The organism is Kitasatospora sp. MBT63 (genome assembly GCF_000710465.2).
In the GTDB taxonomy this organism is placed as follows: domain Bacteria; phylum Actinomycetota; class Actinomycetes; order Streptomycetales; family Streptomycetaceae; genus Kitasatospora.
In genome coordinates this window covers 1-5,270 of the sequence record NZ_JAIZ01000289.1, presented here as the reverse complement: position 1 = coordinate 5,270, position 5,270 = coordinate 1, and the positions used below count along the sequence as shown (strand labels likewise).

Here is a 5,270-nt window from a genome sequence, read left to right as displayed (position 1 = left end):
CCGGTGCCGGTGCCGGTGCCGGTGCCGGTGCCGGTGCCGGGTCGGTGCGATGAACGAGCCTGCCGTCCGCCGGGCTCACGATGAGGCCGTGGAAGGCGAGCGGTGCCCGAAGCCGCGCACGGGACTCGTCCCAGTTCCGGTAGGGAACGGCGACCGCGCGGGCGTGCATCAGCTGGGCGAAGCGCCAGTCGGTGCTCTCCGGGTAGACCCGCTTGTCCGGGATGAGCTCGGCTGCGGGCCAGTACTCCCGCTTCTGATGCCTCGTCACCTGGCTGGTCCGGCTGTCGTAGACGGCGAGGTGGATCTGGCCGTCCGCGAGATACACGTGCCAGCTCAGGCCTTCGCGCGTGAAGCCGAAGAGCACGGTGCGGTCCGGTCCTTCGATCTCGGCCGAGCTCACGCCCGCAATGGGGGCGGGTTTCTCGCGCAGAAGGGTCCACTGGTCAATGTTCACGTCGAGGCCTCCGGGGGTGGGCGGCAAGGCGATTACTAAGTAATAAGTTACAGCATTACTTGGCGTTGTGCAATGACTGGTCGAGTGGGCCTCTGGGGGCGGGGTGCTTGGGGTAGGGCAGGGCGGCCAAGGCGATGCGGGTGCGGGTGCGTTCGGCCCTGGTTCGGCCGGCCCGCAGGGCGTAGCGGTAGGTGCCGGGGTGCCGGCGGCGCCGTGCCCCGATCTCGGCGAGCGCGCCGCGCAGCCAGGTCCGGGGGTCCTGTCCGGCGGTGGCCGGGGTGGCGCCAAGTTCGTGGAGACGTCTCGCGACGGCGGCGGCCCCGCTCTCCTGGCCGATGATCTTGGCTGTGCTGCGCGCCGTGAGGACGGTGCCGTCCGGTAGGAGGGTGAGGGTGCGGGGCGTGGCGCGGCCCGTGAAGCGGGCGTTGAGGGCCTGGTACATGATCCCCAGATGACCGGTCGGGGATCCGAGTACGGTGCCGTCGGCGAGGCGGCGAAGTTGGGGTTCGGGGTCGGCGAAGGTGACCACTCCCCGGATCCCGTGGCCGGCGGCCAGGTGCAGGGCGCGGGTGACGGTCCAGCTCTCGCCGTTTCCGGGAACGGTGTCGTCCAGGCAGATGCGGCTCATCTCAAGGCTCTGGCCGAACGGTTCGAGGTCGGGGAAGACGTTGGTCAGGACGCGGTCGTTCATCGGGCTGCCGAGGACGACGACGCCGACGAGGCTGTATCCCTGAACGGTGATGGCGTGCTCGTCGGGCACCGCTCGGAGGTCGAGGAGGCCGAAGCGATGGACTGTGGCCGGCCAGCCTGCGAGGTAGTGGTGGCGGGCGACGAAGGAGCGGGCGGGTGCTTCGGGGAGCTCGACGACCTCATAGCGTCGCTGGTCGAATCCGCCCTGCGAGGTGTGGATCCAGCGGGGGCTGTTGTCCCGCCAGCGTTGGGACCAGCCGTCGGGCCGCCCGGCGGCCGCGGTCGCTGCCGGTGGCGGTACGGCGCTCACGCTGCGGCCTCGGATGTTTCGGGTGCGGCCCAGGTCAGGGCGTCGAGGTACCTCTCGCGCCACCGCATGGCCGCGTGGATGCAGTTGGCCTCCGTCTGGTGCCCTTCCGAGCAGCCGCGTTCGTAGCGACCGCCGAACGACCAGGCGAGACTGTCAGCGCTGGCGATGCCCGGGGCCGGGAGCAGCTTCAGGCCGGCTGCCTTGGCTCCGAAGGCGTGCAGGCGAACGCCCTGGCGGGTGAGGTCCTCGAGCAGCAGGCTGATCCCGACCGAGCCGGTGCGTCGGCAGATGCTGCCGACGCCGACGAGCGGCTCGCGGGTGAGATCGACGCCGGCGGCGAGGTAGGCGTCCAGGTGCCGCCGGTAGCTCGGCGCGGTCCAGCCCTGCAGAACCGGGACGATCGGCAGGTCGGCGTCGAGGGTGCGCAGTTCCAGGTACCGCTCGATGGTCAGGGCCTGGTGCTGCTGCACGGTCATCCCGGTCTTGGCCAGGACGTCGGGCTCGTTCATGTAGTCCTGGGAGCTGGCCCACGCCATCGGGCCCATCTCGTCGCGGTAGCGGCGCAGCAGGCGGACGTACTCCGCGGGGGAGGTGCGCCATTCGCCGTACAGCGACAGCTCGGTGTACCCGGCGCTGTCGATCGCGTACGGGACGGTCGCTTCGGGGAAGCTCTTGCGCGGGGCGAGGGTGCGGCTGGAGACGAACAGCGGGACGCTGGCCGTGGAGAGCCAGGAGGCGTGGTGGGTACCGAGCCAGAACCGGAAGCTCGGTTCGGGGGTGGACGTTGGCATGGTGCCTTCCGGGAGTCGGAGTGGGAGGGCGCACGGCGCCGGTGTTGCCGGCGCCCTGCGGGTACGGCCGCGCCGGCCCGGCACGGGGAGGTCCCGCGTGTTGCCGGGCCGGTGGCGGCTCGTCGGTCACCGCTGTTCGGCGATGCGGCCCGCGCTGTCGTAGCCGAAGGTGCGCTGGTTCGTGAACGGGTGGGCCACGAACACGGCGACCCTGTCCCCGTCCGCGGTGGGGCGGATCTCGATCCGGTAGTGCCGGGTCAGCCCGATGATCCACAGTTCGGGCTTGTCCTCGCTCCAGCCGGAGGCGGTGGTCGGCTTGAGGGGGTTGGAGGCCGCCCTCCGCTCGCTCGCCCGCCGGGCGTGGGAGCGGGCGATGTGCGGGCACAGGGTGATGGCGGCCTCGGCGCACGCGGGGTGCATCGGGGGGTCGCTGAAGGTCCGGGCCTCGGCGGCCTTGGTGCCGCCGATGAAGGCGACGAGTTCGGCAAGCGGGCGGGTGCACACGCCGCAGCGGCGCTCGGCACCCAGGCGCAGTGCTTCCGCGCCGTTCACGGTCGTGAAGTCGTGGTTGTCGCCGAAGCGGTTCACAGCGGGGATCGGCAGGCCGTTGCGGGGGTCGCGTGGGAGCGCGGTGATCTCGGCGGGCAGGCCGGACGGATCGGGAGTGGGCATGGTGAAGGTCTCCTTCGGTGCGGCGGGCATCGTGGCCGGCGCACCTGCGGGCGGTGTCGGCCTGGGCGGAGCGCGCGGGACGGCGCCCGGGTGGACGGGGCCGGGCGGGAAAGGTGCTGGGCGCCGCCTGCACGGGGCGCTCAGCTCGGCTGCCCGGGCCGGGGTGTCAGGTGTCGAGCGGCCCGGGAACGAGCTCGTGGTGCTTGCCGCTGCGCGACTGGTAGAGGCGACAGTGCCGGCACAGCACCCCGGTCTCGGGGATCGGCTTCTGCTTCGGGGGCGGCGGGGGGACGATCGTGTAGGGGCGCAGATCGGTCCCGCCGCACATCGCACAGGTGTCCATAGCGTCTCCAGCGGCAGTGGTGTCTTCGATCCGGGCCCGTTCTCGCCCGGTCGGTCTGTCCGTGAAGGCCCGGTCGGGCGGGGCGACTCCGGCCATGGCGGGTGCCGGCGGCCGGGAAGCGCTCTGGGTAGGACCGGCCCGCGGCCCGGCCCGGGGCGGCCTGCGGCGCGCGGCAAGGGAGGTGGCACGGTGGAGGTGTGCCACCGAGGCTTCCTCGGTGTCAGATGAGGCCGAGGGTGGGGAGCAGCCCCCAGCCTTCGTGGGTGATGTGCCAGGTGCTCTGGTCGTCGGCCCAGCCCCACGTCTTGGTGAACTGGGGGGTGAGTTTGACCTGCATGTGGCTGCGCCAGCCCCAGAGCCGCTCCCTCTTGACCTCGGGATCGGTCACGGTCATCTGGATGCCGAGGTTGCTCACGACCCGGTCTCCGGTCTGCACCTGCTCCAGAAGAGCGGCTTCCACGTAGATCTTGGCGTGCCGGAACTGCGCGTAGAAGGCGTCCCGGCGCTGGATGGCGAGGTGCGTGCGCCGGGACGCTTTCCCCTCGGCCACGGAGCCGTGGAGGGCGAGGAGCCGACGGTAGTTGCGGAGGTAAGCCGTGCGCTGGGCGGCCGGGCGCTCGTCGGTCGAGAGCATGTCGATGACTTCCAGGCGCAGCGTGTCGAAGACGTCCGCCCGGTGGAGGCAGAGGGCCACCTCCACTCCGAAGGGGGTCGCGTAGACACGTTCGACGGTGGACCGGCTGCGATGGGGGCCGCGGACGGTCAGGCCGAGCCAGGGGGAGTCGGCGACCGGGTGGAGCTGGGGGTTGGTGAAGTGCGAGTAGGGATCGCGGTCGTCGTTCGGGAGCACTGGCATGTGTCTGGGTCTCCTTCGGGCTGCGACGGGGTCGAGGCGGGCGGCGCAGCGAATTAATAAATAAGTTACAGCACATTTAAAGCTTGAGCAACCCTTGGTTGGTGGTGCGCGGTGGTGCTGCGCCCGAGGTGCCGCAGGGCGCTTTCCTGGGCCGCGATGGTCCGCACGGATGCGAGCACACGGTCGCGGCGCCCGGCGGCGGACCGCTGGCTGTCGAGGGCGGCAGCGTGCCGGTCTCCGGCGCGGAGGGTGTCCGAGCACGTCACCGTGGCCCCTGGGCCGAGGTCCCACACCAGGGCGTTCACCGCTGCCGCTGCCGCCGCCAGCGGGTCGAGCTCCTGGAGGTGCCAGGTGTGCTGGTGGGGGTCCTCGCCCTGTTCCCGCATGGCCTGGGCCGCCGCGCGGACCAGGCCGCCGGTGCCGGCGGCGAGTTCGCCGACGGTGCGGTCCGCAGCCGGCGCGGAGCCGGTGAGCATCCTGGCGATGAGGTCGCCGATGTGGGCCGGCGTCTGGTACTCGCCCCGCGGGGCGCGCTCGGCGCTGTGCCGCAGCCCGTTGAGCGCCCAGAACATGACGTCGACGCGGGACCGAAGGTAGGGGTCGCGGTGGCCGGTGGCTCCGAGGATCCCGCTGCGCAGGGCGGCGTCCGCCACTGCCTTGGCCGCGCCGACGGTTGCAGCCAGGTGCTCTTCCTCGGCCCAGCTCAGCAGTGGCAGGGCCGTCTCCATCAGGTCCGGACGGCGGACCCAGTGCCAGGCCGCGACCTGGCGGACCGTCGCGGGCCACCGTGCGGCGGGCTGCCGGGTGATGAACGCGGCCAGCGCGGGAGCGTGGCCGGCGCCGTCGGTCTTGATGGGCCACAGAGCGAGGGTGGCGACGATGCCCAGGGGGATGTCGGTCCGGGCCCCGCCGCCACCGCTCCACCATGCGCGGGCGATCGCCTCGGCGAACCGCGGTCCGTCGAACGCGGCAGCATCGGCGGGTGGGAGCGCGGCGCGACCTGCGGGTCGGTCGGCTGTTGCGGGGCCGGTCGCCGGCGCCAGGGCGTCGAGGCCTTCGGGCGAGGGTGGTACGGCGGCCGGACCGTGGCGGCCGTCGACGTGCGATCGGCCGCCGGTCACGATGGCCCGCTCCCGCACGCGGGGGCGGGCCGA

Annotated in this window: 6 protein-coding genes and 1 pseudogene; all 7 read right to left on the bottom strand. The window is 72.4% G+C overall.

The features are described from left to right. Positions 1–481 (bottom strand): annotated as a pseudogene (locus tag AA75_RS17945) (hypothetical protein); the annotation flags it as partial. A 28-nt stretch (positions 482–509) separates the two neighbouring features. Next, complete coding sequence (locus tag AA75_RS17940; protein WP_051812684.1) at positions 510–1,454, bottom strand: hypothetical protein; 945 nt, start codon at positions 1,452–1,454, stop codon at positions 510–512. Continuing rightward, a complete protein-coding gene (locus AA75_RS17935; RefSeq protein WP_033821083.1) occupies positions 1,451–2,245 on the bottom strand; it encodes a hypothetical protein in 795 nt (264 codons plus the stop codon). The genes AA75_RS17940 and AA75_RS17935 overlap by 4 nt, the downstream gene beginning before the upstream one ends. Before the next feature lie 126 nt (positions 2,246–2,371). Then, entirely contained in the window at positions 2,372–2,917 is a 546-nt protein-coding gene (locus tag AA75_RS17930; protein WP_063794383.1) for a hypothetical protein, read from the bottom strand. 166 nt (positions 2,918–3,083) lie between these two features. Continuing rightward, positions 3,084–3,260 (bottom strand): hypothetical protein, encoded by a 177-nt coding sequence (locus AA75_RS49440; protein ID WP_158515523.1) that lies wholly within the window; start codon positions 3,258–3,260, stop codon positions 3,084–3,086. Between the two features lie 220 nt (positions 3,261–3,480). Then, a complete protein-coding gene (locus AA75_RS17925; protein ID WP_149038217.1) occupies positions 3,481–4,116 on the bottom strand; it encodes a hypothetical protein in 636 nt (211 codons plus the stop codon). A gap of 65 nt (positions 4,117–4,181) precedes the next feature. After that, the coding region (locus tag AA75_RS17920; RefSeq protein WP_063794382.1) for an N-6 DNA methylase at positions 4,182–5,270 on the bottom strand (1,089 nt) is incomplete at its 5' end.